We start from the raw sequence: 25297 nt of genomic DNA on the forward strand, positions 1-25297 counted from the left end.
ATGTAGTGCTCGTTCACTGTCCGCGCGGCTCCGGATGGGGCGCGGGAACAGATCTGCGCCCGGGGTGGGCGGGTGCGCGCGTGTGTCTGACACGGTCCACCTGGTCCGCCAGGGCACCCTGGACGACTACGTCTACCTGGAGCACGGCGCGCACTACGCGATCGGCGCCCTGGCGATGATCCTGCTCGTCACCACCCAGTACGAGATCGTCACCGGCCTCGTCGGCGTCGTCCTGATCGGCGCCTCCTTCTGGTCCTCCGTACGCCGCAACAAGCGGCTGGCGGCGGCCGGGGGAAACGCCGGCGACAAGACTGAGGTCCCCTCCGCGGTCTGACCGATCCGGACAGCCGGCGCCGTCCGTACGTGCAGTGCGGGCGGTGCTCCCGGCGCCGGTCGTCCGGTGACCGGGCCACGGCCACCGGGACCTGGGCACCGGCGTCGTTGTCAGTGGCGGCTGCCACAATCGGCCCGTGATCGAGGAGACCGAGAACGGCTTCGACTGGCAGCAGTTCCTCCGTCGTTGGCAGGAGGAATGGGTCCCGGACGAGGACGACATGGAGGACCTGGCGGAGGGTGGCATGACCCTCGCCGACCTGGCGCTCGCCGCCCCGCCCGCGGCCGAGGCGGAGACAGCCGCGGCCGAGGAGCGCCTGGGGGTCCGGCTCCCTCCGTCCTACCGGCGGTTCCTCGGTGCCAGCAACGGCTGGCGGCTCGACGGGGGATCCGTCCACCGGCTGGGCGCGGCCCACGAGATCGGCTGGTTCGGGGATCCGTTCGACATGACCCCGGCCTACCAGCAGGGACTGACCGAGCGCTCGACCGAGCAGGAGGTGCTGCTGGCCGGGATGTGGCAGCGGGCACTGCAGCTGGAGACCGAATCGGACATGTCCTACGCCCTGCTGGACCCGGGGGACACCGACGAGGACGGCGAGTGGGCCCTGTACGTCTACAAGGGGTGGAGCGGCGAATTCCCGGACCGGTATCCGTCGTTCCGCGCCTACATGCAGCGGATGTACCAGGACTTCCACTCCGGCCGGGCGCGCGTTCCCGGCTTCGTCAACGACACCACCCGGGCCCTGGACGCCGACGTGGAGCGTGCGCGGGAGGAGGCCCTGAGCGGGAGGTGGGAGGCCGCCCGGGAACTGCTCACCGAGGCGGAGCGCTACGGACGGCCCCGCGCCCGGGGCATGCTGCAACAGCTGGCGGCGTTGTCGCACGGCGGCGGGCACTACGGATTCGGTGAACTCGTCGCCGATCCGCGCTGCACGGGCGAGCTGGTGCCCGTGATGGCCGCCGCGCACCTGCGGGACCGTCGCCCCGGCTCCGTTCCCCACCGCTTCGTGCTGGGCACCGAGACCGACGACGGCGTCACCGCTGCCGCGGACGTGATCCTCGCCCAAGTACGCGACCGCACCTACCGCTACGCGCCGGGCGGTGCCTTCGGTCGGGCGGTGGCCGAGGCGTGGGAGTCGGCGAGGTGGGGGGACACGGACGCGGCGTGGCGGGTGATCCGTGCCGCGCTGCCGTCGTGGTCACCGCCGGGGCCGGACCTGCTGGCACCGCTCGGTCTGTTGGGGGACCCCGTCCTGGGTCCGGTGGTGACGCGGGAGCGCGGACTGGAGCTGCTGGCCACGCCTCGGGCCGGCCGGCCGGGCCCGGTGCCCGATCCGGTGCCGGACCTGGATCCGCCGGGACTGTGCTGGCTGACGGAGACCCTGCGGTGGAACGCCCCGTACGACTCCTACCGTTGCCTGTGGGTGGAGGGCGCGGGACCGGAGGCGCTGCCCGGTCTGATCGGGGAGGACGGGGGCGCGGGCCTGACCGCGCCGCCCATCCGCCCTGCCGGATGGTTCCCCTACGACTCCAGGCAGCAGGACGACTCGGCGCCGTGGGAGGACCGGGCCGTGGTGGCGGTGGGCCGGACGGGCACCGGGTGGGCGTTCGGCTACGACGCGGCCCCGCGGACGTCGGGGCCCGGGAACTTCTTCGTCTCCCCGGCCACCGCCGCCTCGCGCGACGGACGCGCGGTGGTGCTGTGGGTGCGCCGCACCCGCGACGGCGGCCTCGCGGTGTTCCACCTGTCGGTCGCCGGGCGGGGCGGGGAGCCGTACGCGTACACGCTGCGCGGCACGGACGTCGAACGCTCGGGGCCGGTGCCCGAGGCCCTCGATCCGGAACGGGTCCTGCGCGGCGTCGGTGAGGCGGACCGCGAGCGGTGTCTGCTGGCCGCCGTACAGGACGAGTTCGGTCTGTCCCTGCCCCGGCACGCCCTGGCCGAGGGCGTGCTGCCGCAACTGACCACACGGTCCTGGAACCGCGCGCCGCGGGAGGGCGAGTCCTACGCGTACGTCACGGTCCGCTCCGGGCGGTGACGCAGCCGCATGCCACCGGTCCCATCCCCGGAAACCCCGTCCTTCGAGGGCGAGTCCGGTACCTGCCGCTCAACCAAGGAACCAACGCACGTGGTACGTCGAAGCCGGAGCAGCAATCCCCTCGCCCCGTAGACCAGTTGGGAAAGGCCGACCACGATGAGGACACGGATCAAGCTGACCAGGGCCGGTGAGGCGTTCCGGGGACGGCTCACGGCGACGCAGACGGACCTGATGTGCGAGGCGCTGCGGACGCTCGACGGCTGGGCCTCCACGGACGAGGCCCTGGTCGTGCAGCTCGGCGCAGGCCGTGAAGAGGTCCGCCGGCTGTGCGACAGGCTCCAGGGCGACCACAGAACCTCCCGGGAGTTCACCCTGACCACCCGCGAACTGCACGTCGTCCATGCGGCGATCACGGCCACAGCCCCGATGTTCCTGTCGAACAGGGGGTTCTCGGAGGAAGGGTTCTACAACAGGACCGGCTTCTTCCGGGAGAACTTCGACGCCATGGCGTCGAACATCGTCAACGCCGTGTCCGAGGCCACCGCGCCGTAGGCGACCCGGCCGTCCCACCCGGCGTCACGCCCGTGAGAGCACCCGCCCGCCGGCGCTGCTCGGCGTCACCTGACGACTCGGCCCTGCCGGGCCCTGCGTCCCCACCGGTCTCATACGCAGGGGATCGCGGGTTCGCATCCGGTCGCGGCCTCGGGAGACCCCTCCGCTGTGGGGTCACCGCTTCACCGCACGGGAAACGTCACCCCGGTGAGCTCCTCGGAGACGGTCCACAGGCGCTGCTGAGTGGCCTGGTCATGGGAGTCGGGGCTGGAAGTGACCAGCTTGGGGTGGCCCCGGGTCTCGCTCCGGTTGCCGGGGCCGTAGTACTGCCCGCCGACGACCGCGGGATCGGTGGCGGCGCGCAGCGTGGGCAGGGCGCCCATCTCCGCCTTCTGGGTGAGCAGCGGCGCGAGCCAGGTGACGGGCGCACGAAGCGGGGCGGGCATGTTGCGGGCGAGCTCGGTGTTGGACACGCCGGGATGGGCGGCCACCGCGACCGTGGTTCCGTGTGGTGCGAGCCGGCGCTGCAGTTCGTACGTGAACATCAGGTTGGCGAGTTTGGCCTGGCCGTAGGCGGCGACACGGCTGTAGGAACGCTCCCACTGCAGGTCGTCGAAGTGGATGGCGGCCTTGATCCGGTGGCCGGTGCTGCTGACCGTCACGACGCGGGATCCGGGGACGGGCAGCAGCCGGTCCAGCAGCAGGCCGGTCAGGGCGAAGTGGCCGAGATGGTTGGTGCCGAACTGCAGCTCGAAGCCGTCGGCGGTGGTCTGCCTCGGGGTGTACATCACACCCGCGTTGTTGATCAGAAGGTCGATACGCGGGTGTGCCGCGCGCAGGTCGGCCGCCGCGGACCGGATCGACTCCAGGGAGGTCAGGTCGAGGGCCTGGACGGTGACGTCGCCGGCGATGCGGGCGGCTGCCTGCTTGCCCTTCTCGACGTTGCGGACGGCCAGCACCACCGCCGCCCCGCGCGCGGCGAGCAGCCGGGCGGTCTCGAAGCCCAGCCCGGTGTTGGCGCCGGTCACGACCGCCACCCGGCCGTGCTGATCGGGGATGTGCTGTTCGGTCCAGTCACTGCTCATGACGCCCTCCTAAAGAACCACTGGTCTGTTACAAGGGCCAACGTAAGAGACCGCCGGTCCCTTGTCAAGGAACCGGCGGTCTTTAAGCTAGGCTGAGGGGGTGACATTTCAGCGGGCGCGAAGCGAGGAGCAGCGGGAGATCCGCCGCCGGGCGATCCTGGACACCGCGGCGGCGATGCTCGACGAGATGCCCGTGGCCGAGGTGAGCCTCAACGAGCTCAGCCGGCGGGTGGGCCTGGCCAAGTCGAACGTCCTGCGGTACTTCGAGTCACGCGAGGCGGTCCTGCTCGAACTGCTGGACGTCTTCCTGGGGAACTGGCTCGACGAGCTGGCGGAGGAACTGGCCGCGGGCATCGAGGCGGATGCCGCACCGGACGTGCGGGCGGGCCAACTGGCCGAGATCCTCAGCCGCTCGCTGGCGAGCCGGGTGGTGCTGTGCGACCTCTTCGGCGCGCAGGGCGGCGTCCTCGAGCACAACGTCTCGGTCGAGGTGGTCAAGCGGCACAAGCGTTCCTCCCTCACGCGGCTCGCGGACATGGTCGAGCTCGTACGCCGCCACGTGCCCGAGCTCGGCGACGACGCGCAGCTGTTCTGCCTGATGTGCCTCGTCTCGGCGGGCGCCCTGTCGTCCTACGTCCCGCCGCCGCCCAGCCTCCTCGCCGCCTATGCGGAGGAGCCCGCCCTCGGCGTGCTCCACATGGAGCTGCGTGACGCCCTGCGGGTCTCCTTCACCTCGATGCTCCTGGGCATACTGCCGCGCGCCTGAACATCTCCATGACCGGCACTTCCGTGCCCGTCCGTCCGGAACGGACGTCACCACGCCTTTGCCGTCGCCCTGGGCCGCACCCGACTCCGGGTGCGGCCCGTTCGGTTCACGTCCCTGTCCCCGGCGCCTCGGGAATCCCCTTCCCGGCGCGGCCCGCTGTCGGAGCGGCCGGGACGAGCCGGTCTCCACGGGTGCGGCGAGGCGGACCCCGGCGCCGCCCGCCCCTGACATCCGTCAGGACCGCTCCCGCCGCTCGCCCTCCTACTGTGTCGGCGCAGCCACCGGGCTGCCGCAACGACAGGGCGACTCTCGAAAGGCATGACCGTGCGCAAACTCCTCCGCGGGGCCGCCGCGCTGGCTCTCGCGACCGCCGCCATGACGGCGGGCGGTACGACCCAGGCCCATGCCGCCGCCGCCTCGTGGGCCAACTGCCCGTACGGCGCGGTGTGCATCTACCCGCAGAACCAGAACCCCGCCGTCAGCCCCAGCCATGTGTTCTGGGCGTACGGGCCGCACCGCATCTACAACCAGTTCGGCTACCACTGGGTGCTCAACAACCAGTCCGACTACGCGCTCGCCCACCTGTGCAAGAGCGTCGGCACGGACTGCCACGACAGCATCAACTCCCAGGAAGGCCTGTACTTCAACCTCGACCCCATCAACTCGGTCACGCTCTCCGAGTGGCGCCCGACCTGAGAAGACCCCGCACGGCGGCCGTAGCCGCCGTGCCGCCGGTCCGAACCGGGCCGGGGCCTCCGGCGAGAGGCGCCGGCGAGGACGACGGCGGGTGAGCCGGCACGGGGGCCGGCTCACCCGCCGTACGCGGCGAGGTGGCGCAGCACCTCGTCGACATGCGGCCGGACCTGCTCGGGCACGCCGCCCTGTTCGATGACGGCGCGGTCGCTCGTGCGGTAGCCGGCCGCGACCAGTGCGGGCAGGTCCTTCTTCGGCATCCCCGCCTCCTTGAACCGCTGGTCGAGCCAGCACACGTACCCGCTCATGGTGGCGATCGCGTCCGGCGGCGACATGTGGTCCTTGTCCCCGTCGCCGTCCCCGTCCACCGCCCAGGCCCGGAACACCGACGGCGTCCACATGGCGATGCCGTACTCGTCGGTGGCCGGGCGGGCGGCGTCCTCGTCGAAGCCGCTCTCGGCCTTGAGCATGGCGGCGAGCAGGGCGGGCGTGATCTCCTCGTCGGTGCAGCGGTGGGCGGCCTTGGTGATGACCGTGCGCAGTGCCTCGGGCACGTCGGAGTCCGCGGGGATCCCACCGGGCACCTCGACGTGCGCGTCGGTGACGACGGCGGGGGCGCCGCGGCCGTCGTCGTCCTCGGAGTCACCGCCGCCGAGCACGACCGTCCCGGTGACCGCCGCGGCGGCCAGGGCCGCCAGCGTGGCGGCGACGGCCGGGGCCAGGCGTCCGCGCCGGCGGCGCGTCCCGCCCGCCAGCTGCTCGGCCCGCGTCGCGAGAGCTTCCGCCGTGTGCGGGAGGCGGGAGGCGTGGTCCGGGGCCAGGCAGTCGGCGACGAGCCGGCGCCAGCCCTCGCCGAGGCCGGCGTCCAGACGCAGTGGCGCGGTGCCGCGCGCGTAGGCCTGAGCGGCCAGCGAGCGCGCCCGGGCGTTGGCACCGGGGAACGGGTGGAGGCCGCCGGTGAGCACCTGGTGGGCGAGGACGCCGAAGGCCCAGACGTCGGCGGTCGGCCGGATGACGGAGCCGCGGGTGCCGGTGCGCTGGGACCACCACTCGGGCGGCAGGTGGTCGAGGGTGCCGAGGGGCGGCAGGTGGGCGTGACTGCCGTCGAGTTCCGCGGCCAGCCCGAAGTCCGCGAGCCACACCTGCCCGTCCGCACCCAGCAGGACGTTGGCGGGCTTGAGGTCGCCGTGCACCCAGCCGGCGCCGTGCATGTGGGCGAGCCCGGCGGCGACCCCGCGCAGGACACGGCCCGCGCCGACGATCGGACGACCGGTCCCGGCGGCGTCCAGGACGTCCTTCAGGCTGGCCTCTGCCCGGTCCATGACCAGCGCGACGGCTCCGTCCAGGGCGGGCAGGTCCGGGGCGTCGACGGTGCACACGGCACGGGTACGGACCAGGTGGGGGTGGTCGGCCTCGGAACTGAACCGCACCTCCCGGTCGATGAGTTCGCCCAGCGCGGTGCTCTGGCCGGGTGCCAGGGCGCCGGTCGACAGCACCTTCACCGCCGCCCGGGTGCCGTCGGCGACCGCACGGGCCTCGTACACGGTGCCCCAGCCACCGGAGCCGATGACCGCCCCGATCTCCCAGCCGTCGATGCGGAAGCCTTCCGGCAGGCGGGGCGACCGCGGTGTTCCCAGGGGTTCCCGGGCGTCGGACCTCGTCATGCGCGGGCCTCCCGCTGGGTGGGGCGCCCGGCGCCGCGGGGCGGCAGCAGGGCGAGGTGTTCCTCGCGGACCAGACCGAAGCGGAGCGCCACGGAGGCCAGTCGGGCACGTTTGGCTCCGGTGCGGGCGCCGTCGGCCGTGACCTCGTCGCCGAGGTCCAGGCGCAGCTTGACGGAGGCCAGGTAGTCGATGTGGTAATTGACCGCCGAGCGCGTCAGATCGCGGCAGGACTCCAGCGGACGCAGTCGCTCCACGATGTCCCCGACGCCGGGCAGGGCGGTCTCCGAGGCGTCACGCAGCCGTTGTTCGCACAAGGCGACCAGGACGAGGAAGTACTTGGACGTGGAGTCCAGGGCGAAGGGGTGGACGGTCTGTTCCCCGGCGCCGTCGGCGGCCTCGTGGCCGAGGTAGGCGTGTTGCGGGGCGAACACCTTGAAGGCGGCGGTCCCCGACAGCGCGGGCAGCACCACCCTGGAGAACTCGAACGGCACGGGCGCGCCGAGGCGCCCCGGGGCCACGGTGATGTACTCGCCGGCGCCCTCCAGGTTCTCCACCACGTAGGAGACGCTCCGGCTGAAGTTGGACAGCCGCCAGTAGTCCCCGGCCGCCTCCAACCGCCCCGCCCGGCGTGAGATGCCGGGATCGGTCAGGGGGATGGCCACTCCCCCTCCGCCGGGCAGACCGCGTCCGAAGTCGACGACGTCCCCCGGCCCCAGGTGCAGCAGCTCGGGCCTGCCGGCCCCGTTTCCGGCCGGCTGCGTGGAGCCCGGTAACTGGACGATGATCGTTTCCATGTCTGCCCCCGATGTGGTCGCGTGGATTTTACGCACGGATTCCGCATGCCGCCGCCCCACGGACACCGCACCCGACCCCCTCCCGCCGGCGGACGTGGCCCGACCCTCGTCACCGCCCTCGCCGACCACGGGGGCTGCGTCCCCCACCCGCCCGGCGGCAAGGCCGTCCGGGCGGTGCTGTCGGCACCGGCCGATGTGTGACGGCGTCGGCCGAGGAGAGCCGGAGCTCACGCGCCTACGCCTCCGCGGGCAGCGCGGGGAACACGACCACCGGGCCGTCCCCGTCGCGGGCGATCCCGATCGCCACGTCTGTCGGGCGGCCGTTGACCGTGACGCCGTCGCCCAACCGGTGGAGCCGGTGTGCCGGGGCCGGGCTCGTCACGTTCGCCCGGCTGCTCCACGGCCCGGCCTCCGAGCGAGGCTTCCTCGACGCCCACTCGCCGGTCCACCGCCCCGAGGACACCTGCGGGCGACGTGCACACCTTCCGCGTGTGATTCCCCACCGGCATCGCGCACTCGGACCGTGGGCTGCGCGTCCTGTCGGTACGCACGATGCCCCTGGCCACCGAGCCTCCCGGAGGCGGGGGCCGGGACGACGGCGGACCGAGGGCTGCGGCCAGGGGCGCAGATCGCGGTCGACGAGGTCACGGCCCCTCTGAACCCTCCGTGAACGCGGTGGCGTTGTCGGCGGCCCACTGGCGGAACGTTCGCGGCGCCGTCCCGAGAATGTCGGCCACCGCAGTGGTGATGTACGCGGGCTGTCCGACTGCCGCGCTCCACGCGGCGAGCAGCATGTCGACGACCGAGCCGGGCGCCGTGCCCTCCGACAGGCTCCGGAACTCGTCCGGCGTCATCTCCTCGAATGCGATCCGGTGCCCCAGGGCGTCACCGATGACGCCCACCTGCGCGGCCTGGGTCAGCGACTCGGGGCCCGTGAGCACGTAGTCGCCTCCGACGTATCCGTCCGGATGGAGCGTCCGCGCCGCGACGGCTGCGACGTCGCGGTCGTCGACCGGTGCCGTCTCGGCAGCGCCGTAGGGCCACCGGACGGCCTCGCCGGCCCGGATCGCGGGCGCCCACCAGGCCAGCGAGTTCGACGCGAGCATCCCCGGCCGGATGATCGTCGACTCGAGTCCGGTGGTTGCGATGAGCCGCTCGATGTCGGCGTGCAGCACCGCCATGGGATTGGGCTGCTGGAAGAAGGGGTGCGGCGTCCGGTGCGGGGAGGAGAGGAAGACGACCCGCCGCACGTGGGCCGCCAGCCGCTCGACGACTGCCGCGGCGGTCCGAGGCGGGGCGGTCCAGACGAGGAAGACCGCACCGGCGCCGTTCAACGCCGGGTCGAGCGACTCGGGCACGGTGAGGTCGCCGGTGAAGACCTCGACCTTCGCCGGCAGTGTCGCCACTGCCTCGGAGCGATGGGTGAGGGCACGGACCGGCACGCCCGCGTCGAGGAGCCGGTCGATGACGACGCGGCCGACCCGGCCCGTCGCTCCGGTCACGAGCACGGGAGGAATGTCCGTCTGATTCATGCCGCCCATGGAAACGTTACTCGGTTAAAAAAGCAACTCGGTAATGACTGTTACAGTGGTCGGATGAGCGAGCCGACGGGGCTGCGGGCCCGCAAGAAGGAGCGGACGCGCGACGCCATCGGCGACGCGGCCGTCTCGCTGTTCCTGGAGCGCGGCTTCGACCGCGTCTCGGTCAACGACGTCGCCGCGGCGGCCGAGGTCTCCAAGCCGACCCTCTTCCGGTACTTCCCCACCAAGGAGGACCTGGTGCTGCACCGGTTTGCGGACCACCAGGGCGAGGCGGCACGCGTCGTACGTGACCGCAGGCCCGGTATCAAGCCGGTGACGGCGCTGCACCGGCACTTCCGGTCCTGCCTCGATCGGTACGACCCCGTCACCGGCCTCAACGATCATCCCGAGGTGGTGGCGTTCCACCGGCTGGTGTTCACCACACCGAGCCTGGCGGCACGGCTCACGCGGTACCGACTCGAGGACGAGGAGGCGCTGGCGGACGCCCTCGGCGAAGACATCCGGGCGCGCCTGCGAGCCGCCCAGGTACTCGCGGTCCAACGGGTGCTCGCCCGGACCAACTGGCAGAAGATCGCCGACGGTCGAGCCGCCCACGACGTGCACCCCGAGGCCGTGGCCGATGCCGACCAGGCGTTCAACCAGCTGCGGTGACAGACGACGCTTCGAGACGCAGGTTCAGCCCTTCATGGAGCAAGAACGGGCGAGCGATCGATGGCGCGCGCACGGCAAATGCTCCATGGGTTGCCCGCCTGCCTCGTGGGGCGACACAGCGGACGAGGTACGGCCGATTCTCCGTGTGCCGTGAAGCGTCAATGCCGGCACCTCGTCGTCCACTTCGGTGGCGCAGTTCCTGACCACGTCGTCAGGCGCCCCCCGACTCGTCGACCGCACCCCTCCGCCATCGCAACGTCGTACGCCTCCTGCTCCCCGGCAGCCGGGTGGTACCCGCGCTCAGCCGCGAGTTCGGCGCCGTGAATGCCATAGCGCCGGTCGGGCGGCGTCCTGCCGCCGATCCCGGGCAAGTCGGGGGCGGGCTCCCAGGCGGGGCAGCCGGCTTCGGCCGGCAGCAGTTCCTCCGTCGCCGGCAGGAGGAACGGGTCCCGGACGAGGACGACGCAGAGGACCTGGCGGAGGACGGCGTGCCCCTCACCGACCTGGCGCTCGCCACCTCGCGCCCCGTGTGAACAGCACTGGGGGTCAGTACACCTCGCGGCCGACCTCGTGGTGGCGGCCGTCGGGGCGGGGAAGGGGTTTGAGGGCGACCTCGATGCGGTGCGTGGAGTCGTGGCTCACCGAGCCGCCCAGGCGGGCCTCCACCACGCCCAGGCGCAGGCCCGCCCCGCCCTCGCCGGCCCGGTGGAACTGGACCGAGAACTCCAGGCTGACCTGCTCCACGTGGAACCGCCAGTCGCTCTCCGCTCCCTCGGCCTGGGCCCGCGCCAGTTCCGCGCGCACCGTGCCGATGGCCTCCGCCAGACCGATCGGTTCCGCACTCGTCATATCAACACACCGCCACTTTCGACTGATTGAGCGGTCCACCCTCCTCACAAGTCTAGGGACGCCCCACGCTTTGCACGTAATGTGAGACGGCATGGGGGAACTGCGTGCGGACTGGAGACTCAGGCTGCGGCGCGAGGACGCGCACGGCCCCATTTGCGGCGCCGGCGTGCTCGTCGACCAGTCCACGGCACTGACCTGCGCGCACGTGGTGCGCCGGCCGGACGCCGTGATGTGGCTGGAGTTCGCCGAGAACGGCGGGCTGGAACCGGTCGCCGCGCGGGTCGCGCCCGGCGGCTGGCTAGCGGAGGGCGCCGACGGTGAGGACGTCGCCGTGCTGCGGCTGGACAGCCCCCGCCCGCAGGCGCGCCGCGCTCCGCTGGACAGCGGGCTGCGGGGCGGCATGGAGGTGTACGCGACCGGTTACGCGGAGGGCTTTGACGACGGCATGAGCCTGTGGGGGCGGATCGGCGGCGCCAGCGGTGAGCGGGTGCAGCTCGACGCCGTCACCCGGTCGGAGGTGGTGCGCGCGGGCTTCAGCGGCGCCGCCGTGTGCACCCGGCCCGAGGAGGGCCGGCCCACCCGGGTGGTGGGCCTCGTCGTCAGCTGGCGCGGGGACCTGGGCGCGAGTCTGCCCGAGGACAACCGGCTCTCCTTCTCGTACCTGATCCCTGTCGACCGCATCGCCGAACTCTCGCCGGTCGTCAAGGAGCTGAGCGGTCCCGGTGCCTGGGACCATGGCTTCGAGGAGCGGCTCGGCCGGTGGTTCGACGACCCGGACGAGGACCCGGTGAAGATCACCGTGGTGGCCCCGGGCAGCGGCAAGGACCGCTCCCTGCGCCATCTGCTGCACCGCGCCCATGTCGTCCACCGCGGCGGCGCCAGCAGACCCGATCTCATCGACCACGCGCTGGACCAGGTGACCTTCCCGGCCGGTGAGTACCTGGCGTACTGGGACTGGCTGCGCGGCGCCAAGGCCCGGCCCGTACGGGCCGCCGACCGTGCGCCGGTACGGCCGGTCACGGTCCTCGTCGACGGGCTCGATGAGGAGACCCGGCCGGGCCCCCTCATCGAAATCCTCGCCAGGTTACGGACGTTCGGATTCCGGCTGCTGCTCGTCTTCCGCCACGAGGGCGGGCCCGGCTGGACCGCGTCCCGCGACCTCCTCCTGCGGCCCGCGCTCCTGCACCACGCGGACACCCTGCTCGACCGTCTGCAGCGCGCGGAGTTCAGCCGGGCGATACGCCGCGACATCGTCGACAGCGCCTCCCTCGGCTCCGTGACCGAGACCGCCGACCGGCACCGCGCCACACGCCGCCTGCTCGACGACGTACGGGACCCGCAGCAACAACTCAACCGGCTGCGCGCCCTGATCAGGACCCTGCGCGCCGACCTGGGCCGCTGCGGGGACCGGTGACGCCGCGCACCGTCCGGAGCGGGCGGGGAAAGGGGGAGCACGAGAGGATGACGACCTGCCCGCACCGTCGCTTCACCGGGGCCCCCTGCGGCGGCACCGTACTGCCCACCGGCCACTGCGCCACCTGCGGCCGCGCGGCGGACGGCCCCGGGCTGCCCGAACTGCCCCGGGACCCACGAGCACTCGGCCCCCGCGAACTCCTCGCCCTCCCCGCGCGCGAACCGCGCCCCGCCGAGGAACGCCTCATCCGCCCCGAGGCACCGCTGCGCATCCGCATGAGCTGCTCGTCCGCCGACTGCGGCATCACCTTCGCCCCGCCCTACACCGAGGGCCCGGTACCGGTCGAGGGATTCTGCCCGGCGTGCGGCGAGCGCTACTCCTACCGGCCCGAACTCGTCGAGGGCGACCTGCTGCGCGACCAGTACCGGGTCATGGGACCCATCGCGCACGGCGGCCAGGGCTGGGTCTACCTCGCCGAGGACACCCATCTCGGTGACATCGTCGCCGTCAAGGGACTGCTCAACCGGTACGAGCACGACGGCGCCCGCCTCGCCGACGTCGAACGCCGCAACCTCGTCGCCATCCGCCACCCCCGCATCGTCCAGATCCGCGACTTCGTCGCCCGGCGGAACGACAACGGCCGGATCACCGGCGGCTACATCGTCATGGACGACGTCGGTGACGGCACCCTCGCGAAGGTCGCCGAGGAGGTCCGGCGCGGGGAGTCCGTCCTCGACATCGAGCACGTCGCGGCGTACGGCTGCCAGATCCTCGAAGCCTTCGTCCATCTGCACGCCGACGGCGAACGGGTCTTCGTGTACGGGGACATGAAGCCCTCCAACGTGGTGCACCACCGGGACGGCGTCAAGGTCATCGATCTCGGCGGCATGCGCGAACAGGGCCAGAGCCTGCCGCCCGCCCACGTCACGACCGACTACATGGCGCCCGAGACCGGCACGTCGGCCGTGCCCACCGTCGCCCACGACCTGCACACCGTCGGCGCCACCCTGCGCGAACTCGCCCGCTGGGCCGTCACCGAGGTGCCCGGCCTCGGCACCGCCTCCTTCGACCGCGTCGTCGACCGTGCCGTACGGACCGACCCGGGCCGCCGCTTCGCCGACGCCCGTGAGATGGTCGGCCAACTGCGCGGCGCCCTGCGGGAGATCCGCGCGCTGCGCGGCAAGAGCGACCCGCCGGAGCCCTCCGACCACTTCCGGCCGTCCACCCGGCTGCCCGGCGCCCGGCTCGGCACGGTGCCGGACATCGGGCACTGGCTGGACCGGCCCCACCGCGACCGGTACCAGCCACCCGTGGCACCGGTCCTCGACCTCGGCACGCCCACCCCCACCGAGATCGCCGCCTGTCTGCCGGTGCCCAGGCCCTATCCGGGCGATCCGCAGGCCACGCGGTTCGAGGTGAGCAGCGGCTACGACCCGGGCCGGCTCCTCGACCAGGAGGACGAGAAACCGCGCTCGGTGGAGATCAGTCTGCACAACGTGCGCGTCCTGCTGGGCCGGAACACCCGCGGCGACCTGCGGCGGGCCCAGGAGGAGCTCGACACGGCCGACTCCATCCCCGGGCCGTCCGCCGTGCGCCGGTGGCGGCTGGAGTGGCACCGCGCCCTGCTCGCGCTGCGCAGCGCCGACCTCGACGACGACCCCCGGCAGGTCGCCGAGGCCCGGCACCACTTCACCCAGGTCCACCTCGAACTGCCCGGCGAGTACGCGCCCAAACTGGCCCTCGCGCACTGCGCGGAACGGCTCGGCGACGACACCGCCGAGCCCACGGCCAAGGAACTGTACGAGGCCGTGTTCGCCCGCAACCCCGCACACGGCGGCGCCGCCCTCGGCCTGGCCAGGCTCGCGCTGCGGGCGCGCGACCGGCGGACGGCGATCGACGCGCTCGGCCGGGTCCGGCAGGGCACGCTGGACCACACCGTCGCCCGGATCGCCGCCCTGCGCATCCGCGCGGCCCGGCTGCCCGGGGACGGTGATCCGCTGCCCCTGCCCACCGAGGTCGACGCGGCACTGGCCGAACTGCACGGCCTGGTGGGCCGGCGTCCGGGCGACGGGGAGCCGGGTCTGTCCGAGGACGAGGCGCTGCGGCTGAGCACCGAACTCCACGAGTGGAAGCTGGACGCGGTGCACAGCCTCAGCGACCGTCCCGGCTCCCCGGGGAGCGGTGCCGGACGGCTCACCGCCCGCGCCCTGCGCCGTCTGAGCGCGCCGGAGCGCGCGCTGCGCGAGCGGCTGGAGTCGCACTACCGGCGGCTGGCGGCACACCACCAGGAACCGGCCGCCGCCCACGAGCACCTCGTGGACCTCATGCACGCGGTACGGCCGCAGACCGTGTTCTGAGCGCACGGGACGACAGCACGGAACAGCACCCGGCGACGAAGGGGAAGGAGCGGTGACGTACGACATGAGCAGCCCCACCCGGCCGCCGCAGCCGGGCATCCGACTGCACGTCGACCTCGGCGGCGATCCGCGCCCGCACCGCAGCGCGAAGATCGAGGCGCATCTGCGGGTCGACGTGGCCGCCGACGGCGCCCCCACCGACCTGCCCGCCGTCCAGCTCGCGGTGATCATCGCGGTGGACGTCGCCGAATCCCACCGGGCGGCCGTCCGGCACGCCCTGCCGGCGGCGCTGCGCGCCCTGCCCGACCGCATCTCCTTCGCCGTGCTCGGCAGCGGCCCCGAACCGGTCCGGTGCTATCCGCGGGGCGACGACGAGTGGGCCGTCGCCGACCAGGACGTAAGACGCCGGGCCGCCTTCGTCGCGGGCTCGCTCCCGCTGCACCGGGAGGGGCCGCGGCCCGCCGGGTACGCCGCCTGGGTGGCCGGGGCGCGCGCCCTGCTCGCCGGCCGGCCGGTGTCCGTACGCCATCTGGTGCTGATCACCGACGGCAGCAGCGCCGCCGCCGACAACCGCCTGGAGGAGGAACTGGACGCCTGTGCCGGGCAGTTCACCTGCGATGTGTTCGCCGTGGGCGCGGACTGGGCGCCCGACCCCCTGCTGACCCTCGCCGAACGGCTGCACGGCACGGCCGAGTTCGTGGACGACGGGCTCGGCCGTGCTATCACCGGCGCCATCCAGCGGCTGCGCCGGGTGCACACCCCCCAGCTGCCGATCGAGGTGACCGTACGGCCCTCCGTGCGGCAGGTCTCGCTCAGCGAGAAGGCGCCCCGGCCGCACCGGCTCGGCGGGCTCCCCCAGCCCGGCCGGCCGCACTGCTGGAGCTTCCCCACCTACCAGTGGGAGCAGGGCCGGCGCGACTACCTGCTCACCCTGGTCGCCGACTCCGACGCCGACCCGCTGGAGACCGACCTGCAGTTCGCCATGGTCTCCATCGGCGACGTCCACGCGCCCGTCGTCGCCCGCTGGCACCATCCCGAGCAGTCCCCGCCGCACGCCCCGGCGGGCGCCGACAGCGTGCGGACCCTCAACGCCACCGCCCGGATGCGCAGCGCCCTGCGCCAGGGGCTCGTCGCCCTGCGGGAACACCGGCGCGACACCGCGGAGGACCGCTTGGGGCAGGCCGCCCGGCTGGCGGTGCGCTTCGGCACCGACTGGGTGCTGGACGAGATCCGCGCGGTCGCCCACATCGAGGACGCGGCCGAGGGGCGGGTCCGGCTGCGCACCGTCGACGCCGGCACCCTCGGCCCGATGATCCTGCGCGCCGGCTCCCGTCCCGGCGGACCCCTGGCCGACCCCGTCGCCGTCCGGCCGGGTCCGCGCTGCGCCGGCTGCGGCACCCCGGCGGGGAGCGAGGCCCGTTACTGCATCGCCTGCGGGGAGAAGCTGCTGTGACGGCCGGACGCACCGCCTTCCGGCGCCGGTACTCCCCCGCCGCGTTCTGGCGCGGGCGCCTGGGCTCCTGGCGGACCCGTCGGCTGCTGGAGGTGCACCTGGTGGTGCTGTTGCTGCTCACCGCCGTCGCGTCGACCGCCCTGTTCCTCTCCAGCCGCCAGGTCCAGCACGGCTCCGAAGCCCTCGCGTCCCGTGAGGCGCCGGCCGTGCAGGGGCTCGCCGCCGCCCGGCTCGCGGCCCTGCGCGCCCAGGAGGAGGCCGACAACCTGGTGGAGCGGAACCTCATCGGCGTCGCGGGCTCGGGCGAGGCCTACCGGTCCCAGCTCTCGGCCGCCGACCAGGGCCTGTCCCGGATCGCCGACCGTACGGACCAGGACCTCGGCACGGTCAAGGGGCTGCTCGCCACCTACAGCGACTCACTCGCCCTGGGCACGTCCCTCTACCGTGACCAGCCCCTCATGCCGAAGCAGAAGCTCCAGGAGGCCCGTTCGCTGCTCACCCGCGAGAAGGTGGGGATCGCACCGCGCCTGCAGGCCCTGCAGCGAACCCAGTTGGAGCACGCCGAGGCCACGGCCACCATGGGACGGTGGCAGCACGCCGGGTGGTGGGTCGCCGAACTCGCCCTGGTCGCGGTGGCGCTGCTCCTGGTCTCGGCGCTGTTCGTGCTGCGCGACCGCTGCGGCCGGGACTGGAATCCGTACCTGCTCGCGGCGTTCGTCCTCACCGTGCTGCTCGCGGTGGTCCCGGTGATGACGGCGTACTCCACCCAGGGCGAGCTCGACGGGGCGCTCGGGGAGCTGCGGCGGATCACCGTCACGTCCTGGCAGGGCGGCCCGCCGGCCGTGGTGCAACAGGAGGTCACGGAGATGTCGGAGCACGTCCGGCAGCAGTCGGCCGACGGCGCGTGGACCGAATCGGTGTACCGGGGCGCCCTCGTCGGCAGCCTGCTCGCCGTCGTCCTGCCCGCGCTGGGGCTCGGCCTGCGGCTCGACCACGACTACTGGAGGCGACGGTGACCCGGCGGTTCAGGATGCTGGTGTTCGGCGTGGTCATGCTGCTGATCGCGGCCGGCGGCATGGTGGTGGTCTGGGCGCAGCACGACGACGAGGAGCCGGTGACCATCCTCGGGACGTGGACGGCCGAGCAGGCGGAGCAGTTCGAGACCGTGCTGCGGGGTTTCGGCATCCCCTTCCGCTACCAGGGCACCGCGGCCCAGCGGGAGGTGCTGCTCTCCAAGGTGCAGGCGGGTGATCCCCCGGACATCGTGATCATGCCGGGCCTCGGTGAACTCGCCGAGTACGCCGAGAGCGACCTCCTGGAGCCGCTGGAAGAGCTCTACGATCCCCGGGAGTACGGCGCCCCCTGGATGCCGGCCGGCCCGTCCTCGGGGCACGTGTACTGGGTCCCGGTCAAGGCGGACCTGAAGAGCATCGTCTGGTACCGCGAGGGTGAGGAGCCGGGCACTTCACCGGCACCGCTGGGGCGTTGGTGCGTCGGCATGGGGGACGACGGCGCCTCCGGCTGGCCCGGCACCGACTGGATCGAGGACCTGGTGCTGCAACGGGCGGGCCCGGAGGACTACGGGAAGTGGGCGCTGGGCACGGACGACGAGGTGGAGTGGTGGCGAAGTGATCCGGTGCGCACCGCCTGGGAGGCCTGGGACGGTCTGCTCCGGCAGGACGAGGAGGCGGCCGAGTGGGCGCTGCTCACCGACCACCGCGGCGAACCGGACGGCAACGGGCTGCTGTTCGACGGCCCGCACAGGTGCGCCCTGGAACACCAGGGTTCCTTCGCGCTCTCCTTCTACCGGGACCACGCGGAGCACGCGCGCCTGACGGACTCCGCCCCGCTCCTGCCCGACGGCGGCGGCCGGGTCCGGGCCCACGAGGTGGCCGGCGACTTCGCGGCGCTGTTCAGCGACCGCCCGGAGGCCCGGGAGCTGATCGAACGGCTGGCCTCGAAGGAGGGCCAGCAGAAGTGGGCCGACCTGGCGGACGTCTTCTCCGCGAATCGTCAGGTGGAGCCGCCCGACGACGCGGTGAAGGACGAGATCGCCCGACGGCTTCGCGAAGGGCCCCGCTGCCTGGACGCCTCGGACGTGATGGCACCCGCCGTGCGGGACGCCTTCTACGAGGCCGTACTGCTGACCATCGCCAGGGCCGCCGCCGGACAGGCCCCCGGCATCCCGGACCTCCTCCATGACGTGCAGCGGGTGCAGGACGCGCAGTCCGCGCCGGGTACGGACAGCAGGGCGGCTCCGAAGACGGTGTGCAGTAAGGGGTGAACTCGAACAATCGGCAAGAGGCGTACAACCGTTCGGGGCGTTGATTCGTCTTCACATCGACCACACCGGTCGCATTTACGAGGAGACAGCCATTCCCGCCATACGCAAGACCCTCACCGCCACCGCCGTCGCCACCGCGGTCCTGGCCGGGTCCGCCGCCTGCGGCACCGTGGAGAACCTCTCCGCGGGGCAGAAGCTCGACCAGGCCTTCGAGCAGCTCGGCAAGGAGCGTTCGCTCTCCTTCGAGCTGGACCTGGACACCGACGCCGCGTCGCTGAAGGCGCTGGACGCCGACGCGGCGCCCGGTGAGGAGATGCCCGAAGAGGTCGCCGAACTGCTCAGCAGCGCGCGGATCTCCCTGTCGGTGCAGTCCAAGAAGCCGTTCGACGAGTCCGGTGAGAAGGACTTCGCCGCCATGGCGCTGAAGCTCAGCGGCCCGGACGGCGGCCTGTTCGAGTACCGCATGGTCGGCGACTACACCTACCTGCGTGCCGATCTGGACGCGATCGGTCGGATGAGCGGCAGCCCCATGCCGTCGGCCGACGAACTGCCCGACAGCGCGGGCGCGTTCAAGAAGCTCCTCGCCGGTGAGTGGCTCAAGGTCTCGACGAAGGACCTGGAGGAGACCAGCGAGCAGATGTCGGGGGCGGAGGGCGCCGAGGTCGAGGAGCCCTCGGCGGAGCCCACGCTCGACGCCAAGACGCAGAAGAAGCTCACCAAGGCACTGCGGCAGGTCATCGCCAAGGAGGTCGACTTCAAGACCTCCGACGGGTCGGACGGCACCGAGCACATCACGGCCACGGCGCCCTTCCGCACGTTGATGACCGAGCTGTTCGACGAGCTCGGCCCGCTGACGGAGCAGCTGCCGGTGGGCACCGAGATGCCGACGGCCAAGGACTTCAAGGACGCGCCGAACGAGAAGGTCACGGCCGACTTCACGCTGAAGAACGGCGAGCTGACCGAGGTCTCCATCGACCTGGCCAAGCTGGCGGAGAAGGCGAAGGTCAAGAAGTTCGCGCTGGTGCTGCGCCTGGGCGGGGGCGAGAAGGCCACGGCCCCGGCGAACGCCACCGAGGTGAACATCGACGAGATCATGGAGGGCTTCTTCGGCGGCTTCGCGGCGGGCGCGCTCGACGAGGAGGACTTCATGGAGGGCACCGAGGGCTGACCCGTGAGGGAGGCCCGCGTGGCGGGGCGCCGTCCTCCTCAAGGAGGAGACGGCGCCTCGTCTCATGCGATCGCACCAGGGGAAAGTGACGGCAGCCGCACGACGCCGTGACGGGCTCCGCCCGCGAGTCTTGGTACGAACCCGAGACCGAACGCGGAGATCCCTGACCTGTGGCTACCTTCCTGTATCGCATCGGCCGCGGCGCCTTCCGGCGTCGATGGCTCGTGGCACTGCTGTGGGCGGTGATCCTCGGCGCCGCCGGGGCCGGCGCCGCCACGGCACCCGCCGCCGGTGACGACGGCACGTCCTTCATGCCCGGCATCGAGGCGCAGCGGGCCTTCGACCTCATCGGGGAGCGCTTCCCGGGGGCGGACGCCGACGGCGCCGACGCGCGGATCGTGTTCATCGCCCCCGACGGGGAGAAGGTGACCGCCGCCGGCCACCGCGCCGCCATCGACGCGTTCGTGGCCACGGCCGGCGACGGGCCGCAGGCCGCGAGCGCCGTGAGCCCCTTCACGGCGAACGCGGTGAGCGAGGACGCCTCCACCGCCTACGCCACCGTGACCTACGAGGTCTCCTCCGGCGACCTCACCGACGCCGGGCGGACCGCGCTGGAGACGGCCGTCGACAAGGCCCGTGACTCCGGTCTCACGGTGGAGGCCGGCGGCAGCGCGCTCTCCTCGCAGCCCGCCGCCGGGGGCGCGGCCGAGGCCGTCGGCATCGGTCTCGCCGCCGTCGTCCTGCTGATCACGTTCGGCTCCCTCGCGGCGGCCGGGCTGCCCCTGCTCACCGCCGTCGTCGGGGTGGGGATCAGCATAGGGACGATCCTGGCCCTCGGCAGCGCCCTGGGACTGTCCATGACCACCGGGACGCTCGCCTCGATGCTCGGCCTCGCGGTCGGCATCGACTACGCCCTGTTCGTGGTCTCCCGCTACCGGGAGGAGCGGGAGACCGGGCACGAACCGCGGGAGGCGGCGGGTCTCGCGGTCGGTACGGCGGGCTCCGCGGTGGTCTTCGCCGGCCTCACGGTCGTCATCGCGCTGGCCGGACTGTCCGTGGTCGGCGTGCCGATGCTGACGAAGATGGGCCTGAGCGCCGCGGGCGCGGTCGTCGTCGGCGTGCTGGTCGCGCTGACCCTGGTGCCCGCCCTGCTGGGGATGTGGCCGAACGCGGTGCTGTCCCGCACGGCGCGCAGGCGCGGCGTCGCCGCCGCCCGGCGCACCGGCCCCGCGGGCAACGGTGGCTCCCGCTGGGCCCGGTTCGTGCTGCGCCGCCCGGTGGCGGTGCTGCTGGCCTGCGTGGCCGGCCTTGGCGTACTCGCCCTGCCGGTCGCCGACCTGCAACTGGGCATGCCGGGCGCCGAGGCGAAGCCGGTCTCGACGACGGAGCGGCGTGCCTACGACGCGCTCGCCGAGGGTTTCGGGCCGGGCTTCAACGGTCCGCTGACGATCGTCGCCGACGTCAAGGGGGCGTCCGACCCCGAGAAGGCCGCGACCACGGTCGCCGACGCGATCCGGGACACGGACGGTGTCGTGTCCGTCTCCCCGCCCCGGTTCAACGCCGAGGGCGACACCGCCCTGTTCTCGGCGGTCCCGGCCACCGCGCCGAACGACGAGCGCACCAAGGACCTCGTGCAGACCATCCGGGCGGAGCGTGGCGGACTGGAGAGCGACACGGGCGCGACCTTCGAGGTCACCGGCAGCACGGCGATGAACATCGACGTCGCCCAGGCACTGCAGGATGCCCTGGTGCCGTACCTGTCCGTCATCGTGGTGCTCTCCCTCCTGCTGCTGACGCTGGTGTTCCGTTCCGTGCTGGTGCCGGTCAAGGCCGCCGTCGGGTTCCTGCTGTCGGTGCTGGCGTCGCTGGGCGCGGTCGTGGCGGTGTTCCAGTGGGGCTGGGGCGCCGGACTGCTGGGCGTCGAGCAGACCGGGCCGATCATGAGCCTGATGCCGATCTTCCTGGTGGGCATCGTCTTCGGCCTGGCCATGGACTACGAGGTCTTCCTGGTCTCCCGTATGCGGGAGGCGTACGTCCACGGCGAGCGGCCGGCGCAGGCGGTCGTCAGCGGATTCCGGCACAGCGCCCGGGTGGTCGCCGCCGCCGCGGTGATCATGATCGCGGTGTTCTCCGGGTTCGTCGGATCCGGCGAGTCGATGATCAAGACGATCGGTTTCGGTCTCGCGGTCGCCGTGCTGTTCGACGCGTTCGTCGTCCGCATGGCGTTCGTGCCCGCCGTCCTGGCCCTGCTCGGGGACAAGGCGTGGTGGCTGCCCCGCCTCCTCGACAGGCTGCTGCCACGCGTGGACGTCGAGGGCACGGGGCTCACCGGGCGGTCCGCGCCGGCGGGAGGGGGCCGTCCCGCCCGGGAACCGGTCCGCACCTGATCCGGGCCCGCTCCCGGCGGGCCGCGCGGTCGTGTCCCACGGCTGCGCGGCCCCGTCCGTCACGTGTCACGATGTCCCCGCAGGCCCGACCCGGAGAACGCACGATGAGCACACCCTGGCGAAGCCGGGCGACGAGCCGACCCCGGACCACCGAGGCAGTCCTCCTCGTGTCGCTGTTCGCGGTCGCCGTCTCCGGCTGTCTCCTGTCCTCGTCGGTGATGCCGGGACCTCCCCCGCTGTGGCCCGCCCTCGCGCTGTCCGCGCTCGCCTGCGCGGCACTGCCCCGACGCCGCGGCCATCCCCTCCCGGTGCTGGCGGTGACCGCGCTGAGCATGGTGTCCCAGGCCGCCCTGGGACACCTCGTGACGGCCATGACCATGGGCCCGCTCATGGCCGCGCAGTACTCGGTCAGCCTGCGCACCGAGCGCCGGACGGCCTGGTACAGCGCGCTGGCGGTCACCGCGCTGATGGTCGTCTCCGGTCTGTTCCACGGCTCGCTGCGGGACCAGTGGCTCGTCGGCCTGGTCAATCCGGCGGCCTGGGTGCCGCTGTCCGCGGCGCTCGGCGGCTACGTGCGGGTCCGCCGCGAGTACGCCGCCGCCAGGACCGAGCATCTGGCCCGCGAGCGCGAGGAGGAGGCCCGCCACCGCGTCGTCCAGGAACGCATGCGCATCGCCCGCGAACTCCACGACGTCGTCGCCCACCACCTCGCCCTGGCCAACGCCCAGGCGGGCACCGCCGCCCACCTCGCACGGGCCGATCCGGAGCAGGCGTACGAGATCCTGGGCAAGCTCTCCGGGACCACCGCGGCGGCCCTGCGCGAACTCAAGGCCACCGTCGGACTGCTGCGCCAGGACACCGACACCGACGACGGACTGGCGCCCGCGCCCGGCCTGGCGCAGCTGCCCGGCCTGGTGGCCGCCTGCGCGACGGCCGGCCTGGAGGTCACCGTCACCGAGGAGGGGCGGCCGCGGCCGCTCGCGCCGGGGCTGGACCTGACGGCGTACCGGATCGTCCAGGAGGCCCTCACCAACGTCACCAAGCACGCGGGCACCCGCACCGCGCGGGTGCGGCTCGCCCACACCCCCCACTTCCTGACCCTGACGATCACCAACGACACCGCCGGTCCCGCGCCCCGGCCCGGAACCGGCCACGCCTCCGGGCACGGCTTCGGGCTTCTCGGCATGCGCGAACGGGCCCTCGCCGCGGGCGGCACCTTCCGCGCGGGGCCCCGGCCCGAGGGCGGCTTCGAGGTCGCCTGCACCCTTCCCCTGCACGGCCACGACGAAGGCACAGCCCCATGACCATCCGCGTCCTGCTCGCCGACGACCAGGCCCTGCTGCGGGCCACCTTCCGCATCCTCGTCGACTCCGACCCCGGCCTGACCGTCGTCGCGGAGGCCACCGACGGACGGGAGGCGATCGACCTCACCCGCGTCCACACACCCGACGTCGTCCTCATGGACATCCGGATGCCCGGCACCGACGGTCTCGCCGCCACCGCCGACATCTGCGCCCGGCCGGAACTGGCCGCCACCCGCGTCCTGATCCTCACCACCTTCGAGAACGACCAGAACGTCGCCAGGGCCCTGCGGGCCGGTGCCAGCGGCTTCCTCGGCAAGGACGTCGGCCCGGACGTCCTGCTGGCCGGCATCCGCACCGTCGCCGCCGGTGACTCCCTGCTCTCCCCCACCGCGACCCGCACCCTCATCACCCGCTTCCTGGCCACCCCCGACGACGACACCCCGCTCGCCCCGCCCGAACGCCTCACCGCCCTCACCGAACGCGAGCGCGAGGTCATGACCCTGGCCGCGCACGGCAGGTCCAACGCCGAGATCGCCGGCCACCTCGTCGTCAGCCCGCTGACGGTGCGCAGCCACGTCCAGCGCGCCATGACCAAGCTGCACGCCCGTGACCGGGCCCAGCTCGTCGTGATCGCCTACCAGAGCGGCCTGGTGCGGCCCCCCGCACAGGGAGGCGACTGACCCGCCCGGCTCATCACCGGGCGGTACGGGGCGTTCACCGCTCCACGCACCCTGCCGGACTCCGAACGCCGGATGACGGGCGGTACGCCCCGTGCGCCGCCGCTCCGGCGGAAAAGCGGGTGCGTGCCGGCTCCGCCCGTGTCAGGCTCCGGCGATGCGTCGTGAACAGATCTCCCGGCTCGCCCACGCGGATCACCCGATCGCGGCCCCGCTCGACGACGACTCGGTACGGCGGCTGCTGGAACATGCCGTCCCGCACGACGGGGCGCGGGTGCTCGACCTCGGCTGCGGCGGCGGGGAGTGGCTGCTGCGCGCCCTGGCCGCGCATCCGGGGCTGCGGGCCGAGGGCGTCGACATCTCCGAGGGCTCGCTGAAGCATGCCCGGGAGGCGGCGCGCGTGCGCGGGGTTCAGGAACGCCTCGTGCTCCATCACGAGGACGCCGCCGGCTTCCCCGCCTCCCACGCGTTCGACCTGGTGATCAGTGTCGGGGCCACGCATGCCTTCGGCGGTCTGCCCGCCACCCTCGCGGCGGCCCGCAAGCACCTGGCTCCCGGCGGACGCGTCCTGGTCGGTGACGGGTTCTGGGCACAGGAGCCTTCTCCCGACGCCGTCGAGATGCTCGGCGAACTCAATGACCTGCCGGCCACGATGGACCGGGTCGTCGCCGACGGATGGACACCCGTCCACGGTCACATCAGCACACGCCAGGAGCTCGACGCCTACGAATGGGCGTGGACGGGGTCCCTGGCCTCCTGGGCCCTGGACCACCCCGACGACCCGGGCAGCTCACAGGCGCTGACGACAGCCACCACCCATCGCGACGACTGGCTGCGCGTCTACCGGGACGTCTTCGGCTTCGTCTGCCTGGTGCTGCGCCCGTCCTGAGCGAGGGACGACAGCACGGACCACCCGGACACCCGGCCAGGAGGCCGGGTGTCCGTCAGTGTCCGAAGATGCGCCGGTGGCCGTGAGCGGGGGGTTGCGCCCGCCGTGTCTCCCGCTCCTCCCCCGTGGCCGCCACGGGCTCGGACACACGGGCCGGGTGTTTGTGGTGCCGCCGCCGTTTCAGTCCGCCGGCGAGCGCGGCGAGTCCCAGACAGAAGATCAGCGCCAGAGCCACACCGGAGAGGAAGAGCCCCGGCGCGCCGAGCGTCGCGATCTGGTTGCCGAACACTTCCACCGTGTACTCGGGTCCCCCGGAGAAGTTCTCCACGACGACGACGGCTGTGAAGGCGGCGGTGGCCAGCACCAGCAGGAGCAGCAACACGAGCATCGCTCTCAC

General features: G+C 73.0%; 22 protein-coding genes and 2 pseudogenes. 17 read left to right on the forward strand and 7 right to left on the reverse strand.

All coding sequences use genetic code 11. The annotated features are described in order from the left end of the window. Positions 1-85: 85 nt before the first annotated feature. The 3 genes and pseudogenes from ACH4VX_RS18895 to ACH4VX_RS18905 form a co-directional block, all read left to right on the forward strand. Positions 86-334, forward strand: a pseudogene (locus tag ACH4VX_RS18895) (DUF475 domain-containing protein); the annotation flags it as partial. A gap of 136 nt (positions 335-470) precedes the next feature. Next, on the forward strand, positions 471-2372 hold the full coding sequence (locus tag ACH4VX_RS18900) for an SMI1/KNR4 family protein (RefSeq protein ID WP_398368527.1): 1902 nt from the start codon (positions 471-473) through the stop codon (positions 2370-2372). Positions 2373-2528: 156 nt separating this feature from the next. Then, positions 2529-2924 carry a hypothetical protein gene (locus tag ACH4VX_RS18905; protein WP_398368528.1) on the forward strand — a complete coding sequence of 132 codons (396 nt, stop codon included), beginning with the start codon at positions 2529-2531 and terminating at the stop codon, positions 2922-2924. Between the two features lie 182 nt (positions 2925-3106). Here the strand turns inward: ACH4VX_RS18905 and ACH4VX_RS18910 are convergent, their stop codons facing one another. Continuing rightward, a complete protein-coding gene (locus ACH4VX_RS18910) occupies positions 3107-4009 on the reverse strand; it encodes an SDR family NAD(P)-dependent oxidoreductase (RefSeq protein ID WP_398368529.1) in 903 nt (300 codons plus the stop codon). 100 nt (positions 4010-4109) lie between these two features. Here ACH4VX_RS18910 and ACH4VX_RS18915 point away from each other — a divergent pair, with 100 nt between their 5' ends. Both ACH4VX_RS18915 and ACH4VX_RS18920 read left to right on the forward strand, forming a co-directional pair. Continuing rightward, complete coding sequence (locus ACH4VX_RS18915) at positions 4110-4775, forward strand: TetR/AcrR family transcriptional regulator (protein ID WP_398368530.1); 666 nt, start codon at positions 4110-4112, stop codon at positions 4773-4775. A 318-nt stretch (positions 4776-5093) separates the two neighbouring features. Beyond that, complete coding sequence (locus tag ACH4VX_RS18920; protein WP_398368531.1) at positions 5094-5471, forward strand: hypothetical protein; 378 nt, start codon at positions 5094-5096, stop codon at positions 5469-5471. A gap of 113 nt (positions 5472-5584) precedes the next feature. Here ACH4VX_RS18920 and ACH4VX_RS18925 read toward each other — a convergent pair whose 3' ends face one another. The 3 genes from ACH4VX_RS18925 to ACH4VX_RS18935 all read right to left on the reverse strand — a co-directional run bounded on the left by ACH4VX_RS18925 (position 5585) and on the right by ACH4VX_RS18935 (position 8308). After that, on the reverse strand, positions 5585-7132 hold the full coding sequence (locus ACH4VX_RS18925; RefSeq protein ID WP_398368532.1) for a serine/threonine-protein kinase: 1548 nt from the start codon (positions 7130-7132) through the stop codon (positions 5585-5587). Then, complete coding sequence (locus ACH4VX_RS18930; RefSeq protein ID WP_398368533.1) at positions 7129-7926, reverse strand: serine/threonine protein kinase; 798 nt, start codon at positions 7924-7926, stop codon at positions 7129-7131. The genes ACH4VX_RS18925 and ACH4VX_RS18930 overlap by 4 nt, the downstream gene beginning before the upstream one ends. A gap of 235 nt (positions 7927-8161) precedes the next feature. Next, a complete protein-coding gene (locus ACH4VX_RS18935; RefSeq protein ID WP_398368646.1) occupies positions 8162-8308 on the reverse strand; it encodes a hypothetical protein in 147 nt (48 codons plus the stop codon). On the opposite strand from ACH4VX_RS18935, the pseudogene ACH4VX_RS18940 reads away from it, so the two are divergent. Beyond that, a pseudogene (locus ACH4VX_RS18940) lies at positions 8289-8363 on the forward strand (SAM-dependent methyltransferase); the annotation flags it as partial. The gene ACH4VX_RS18935 and the pseudogene ACH4VX_RS18940 sit on opposite strands and share 20 nt — an antisense overlap. 207 nt (positions 8364-8570) lie before the next feature. Here ACH4VX_RS18940 and ACH4VX_RS18945 read toward each other — a convergent pair. Next, positions 8571-9458 (reverse strand): SDR family oxidoreductase, encoded by an 888-nt coding sequence (locus tag ACH4VX_RS18945; protein WP_398368534.1) that lies wholly within the window; start codon positions 9456-9458, stop codon positions 8571-8573. A 63-nt stretch (positions 9459-9521) separates the two neighbouring features. Here ACH4VX_RS18945 and ACH4VX_RS18950 point away from each other — a divergent pair, with 63 nt between their 5' ends. Then, positions 9522-10118, forward strand: a complete 597-nt coding sequence (locus ACH4VX_RS18950) for a TetR/AcrR family transcriptional regulator (protein ID WP_398368535.1) — start codon at positions 9522-9524, stop codon at positions 10116-10118. A gap of 546 nt (positions 10119-10664) precedes the next feature. On the opposite strand, the gene ACH4VX_RS18955 is transcribed toward ACH4VX_RS18950, so the two are convergent. Next, positions 10665-10967, reverse strand: a complete 303-nt coding sequence (locus ACH4VX_RS18955) for a trypco2 family protein (RefSeq protein WP_398368536.1) — start codon at positions 10965-10967, stop codon at positions 10665-10667. Between the two features lie 91 nt (positions 10968-11058). Here ACH4VX_RS18955 and ACH4VX_RS18960 point away from each other — a divergent pair, with 91 nt between their 5' ends. The 10 genes from ACH4VX_RS18960 to ACH4VX_RS19005 all read left to right on the forward strand — a co-directional run bounded on the left by ACH4VX_RS18960 (position 11059) and on the right by ACH4VX_RS19005 (position 24900). Further along, positions 11059-12381 (forward strand): serine protease, encoded by a 1323-nt coding sequence (locus tag ACH4VX_RS18960; protein WP_398368537.1) that lies wholly within the window; start codon positions 11059-11061, stop codon positions 12379-12381. Positions 12382-12428: 47 nt separating this feature from the next. Next, entirely contained in the window at positions 12429-14738 is a 2310-nt protein-coding gene (locus tag ACH4VX_RS18965; RefSeq protein ID WP_398368538.1) for a tetratricopeptide repeat protein, read from the forward strand. A gap of 64 nt (positions 14739-14802) precedes the next feature. Then, entirely contained in the window at positions 14803-16191 is a 1389-nt protein-coding gene (locus ACH4VX_RS18970; protein ID WP_398368539.1) for a hypothetical protein, read from the forward strand. Further along, positions 16188-17207, forward strand: coding sequence for a hypothetical protein (locus tag ACH4VX_RS18975; RefSeq protein ID WP_398368540.1), 1020 nt, complete (start codon positions 16188-16190; stop codon positions 17205-17207). Before ACH4VX_RS18970 ends, ACH4VX_RS18975 begins: the two co-directional genes overlap by 4 nt. Next, a complete protein-coding gene (locus ACH4VX_RS18980; protein WP_398368541.1) occupies positions 17204-18475 on the forward strand; it encodes an ABC transporter substrate-binding protein in 1272 nt (423 codons plus the stop codon). Before ACH4VX_RS18975 ends, ACH4VX_RS18980 begins: the two co-directional genes overlap by 4 nt. Positions 18476-18515: 40 nt before the next feature. Further along, complete coding sequence (locus ACH4VX_RS18985) at positions 18516-19643, forward strand: hypothetical protein (protein WP_398368542.1); 1128 nt, start codon at positions 18516-18518, stop codon at positions 19641-19643. Between the two features lie 170 nt (positions 19644-19813). Then, positions 19814-22030 (forward strand): MMPL family transporter, encoded by a 2217-nt coding sequence (locus ACH4VX_RS18990; protein ID WP_398368543.1) that lies wholly within the window; start codon positions 19814-19816, stop codon positions 22028-22030. A 104-nt stretch (positions 22031-22134) separates the two neighbouring features. Further along, positions 22135-23334: a sensor histidine kinase gene (locus tag ACH4VX_RS18995; protein ID WP_398368544.1), complete on the forward strand. Its 1200-nt coding sequence runs from the start codon at positions 22135-22137 to the stop codon at positions 23332-23334. Beyond that, complete coding sequence (locus ACH4VX_RS19000) at positions 23331-24014, forward strand: response regulator (protein ID WP_398368545.1); 684 nt, start codon at positions 23331-23333, stop codon at positions 24012-24014. Before ACH4VX_RS18995 ends, ACH4VX_RS19000 begins: the two co-directional genes overlap by 4 nt. Positions 24015-24168: 154 nt before the next feature. Beyond that, positions 24169-24900, forward strand: a complete 732-nt coding sequence (locus tag ACH4VX_RS19005; RefSeq protein ID WP_398368546.1) for an SAM-dependent methyltransferase — start codon at positions 24169-24171, stop codon at positions 24898-24900. Positions 24901-24955: 55 nt separating this feature from the next. Here the strand turns inward: ACH4VX_RS19005 and ACH4VX_RS19010 are convergent, their stop codons facing one another. After that, a complete protein-coding gene (locus tag ACH4VX_RS19010) occupies positions 24956-25288 on the reverse strand; it encodes a hypothetical protein (protein ID WP_398368547.1) in 333 nt (110 codons plus the stop codon). Positions 25289-25297: the final 9 nt, after the last annotated feature.

Origin of the sequence: Streptomyces sp. NPDC020731 (assembly GCF_044334705.1) — a bacterium.
Taxonomy (GTDB): domain Bacteria; phylum Actinomycetota; class Actinomycetes; order Streptomycetales; family Streptomycetaceae; genus Streptomyces.